We start from the raw sequence: 1,002 nt of genomic DNA on the forward strand, positions 1-1,002 counted from the left end.
CCGCATCCGTCGCTGATCATCGGGCCCGACACCCTCCCGGCCAATGGCGGAATCGTGTTCGTCTTCCCGGGCCAGGGCTCGCAATGGGCCGGAATGGGCGTGCAACTCCTCGCCGAGTCGCCCGCTTTCGCCCGCGCCATTGATGAGTGCGCGCAGGCGTTGGAGCCGCACACCGACTGGAACCTGCTGAACATCTTGCGCGCCGACCGGCCACCGGTTGCGACCGAAGTCATCCAGCCGACCTTGTTCGCACTGATGGTGTCGCTGGCCCGGCTCTGGCAGCACCACGGCATCCACCCCGACGCCGTCATCGGCCACAGCCAGGGCGAAATCGCCGCAGCACACATCGCCGGCGCCCTCACCCTCGACGACGCCGCCAACATCGTCACCACCCGCGCCCAGGCCCTGACCACCCTCGCCGACACCGGCCGCATGATCTCCCTACCGGTAGCCCCCGACCGCGCCCAAGCATCGATCGAACACCTCGGCCTGGACGACCTGCACATCGCCGCACTCAACGGACCCGAACACACCATCATCGCCGGAGCCACCGCCCAAGCCGAAACACTGATCGCACACAGCAAGGACCAAGGAATCGACGCACGCACCATTCCGGTCGATTACGCATCCCACACCCCGCACATGCACGCGATACGCGACCAACTCATCGCCAGCCTGAACGGCATCGCCCCACAACAAGGCAGCATCCCGTACCACTCCACCCTCACCGGCCAACTCATCACCGACACCAGCACACTCGACGCCACCTACTGGCACGACAACCTGGCCAACCCCGTCCAGTTCCACCCCGCCCTCACCCAACTGGCCGAAAACCATTCCACCTTCATCGAGACCAGCCCCCACCCAATCCTCACCCCGGCCATCCACACCGTCATCACCCCACCCGCAGCCGCACACCCCACCCTCCGCCGCGACCACGACGGATACCACCAATTCCTCACCTCACTCGCCGCACACCACACCCATACCGCCAAGCCGACC

1 protein-coding gene is annotated in these 1,002 nt (G+C 66.3%); it reads left to right on the plus strand.

All coding sequences use genetic code 11. From position 1 onward, the window contains the following. Positions 1 to 1,002: acyltransferase domain-containing protein (locus AF1_RS32695; protein WP_131733084.1), on the plus strand; the 1,002-nt coding region annotated here is incomplete at both ends.

This window comes from Actinomadura formosensis NBRC 14204 (genome assembly GCF_001552155.1).
Classification (GTDB): Bacteria; Actinomycetota; Actinomycetes; order Streptosporangiales; family Streptosporangiaceae; genus Spirillospora; species Spirillospora formosensis.